1 protein-coding gene is annotated in these 733 nt (G+C 64.5%); it reads right to left on the bottom strand.

Going from position 1 to position 733, the window contains the following annotated elements:
- Positions 1 to 149 precede the first annotated feature (149 nt).
- Positions 150 to 563, bottom strand: coding sequence for a cupin domain-containing protein (locus ACZYOF_RS44145; RefSeq protein WP_130584131.1), 414 nt, complete (start codon positions 561 to 563; stop codon positions 150 to 152).
- Between the last annotated feature and the right edge of the window lie 170 nt (positions 564 to 733).

The raw sequence follows: 733 nt of genomic DNA on the forward strand, positions 1-733 counted from the left end.
TGACCCAAGGCGGAAATATGCGCTGGTTGGTCTGAAGCTGGGAGGCCGTTACGCGCACCTGGCCGGCGCGTGCAATCGATCATCTGGCGCGGTCCCGAGCGCCCGCGCGGGCGCACGGTCACGAACGCCACGCGCTATGGTCCTCGGCCCTACGGGAACGTCACGCCGAAAGCAGCCGGATCGGGCTTCTCGCCTTTCCGGGGCACCAACAAACGCTCCAGCCCACCCGGCACGTAGGTGGCCAGCAGGGTCGCTTGGTCGCCGACCACTTCGATCGTATGCGGCACACCACGGGGAAGAGCCGCGTAGGAGCCTGCCCCCACCTCAACGCGGGAATCGCCGACCCGCGCGATTAGCTGCCCCTCAACCACGTAGACTAGCTCGTCCTCGCGCGAGTGAGTGTGCATCGGAGGCTCCTGCCCAGCCCGCACCGTCCACAGGACAGCGCCATATTCGCCTCCGGACTGGCTGCTCTCCACTTTAATCTCGATGCTCGAGCCTCCGCTCGTGGTCACCTTCTCGCCACCGTGGGGCGGCGTTAGAACCGGCTTCTGGACTGACATTTGTAGCCTCCTGATTATGCGCCGGATGAGCCCGGTACCGCGTAAGCATGAAATTCCGCGCGGCGACTGGGAAATGACATCACGCGATGAAGTCAATAACCGCGCGTTATGATGGCCGTTCGCCTTCCGCATCGGACTCGCGTGCACTCGAGGCCGACTGCTTTTGGCCC

The sequence above is a fragment of the Bradyrhizobium sp. LeoA1Lang genome (genome assembly GCF_055413685.1).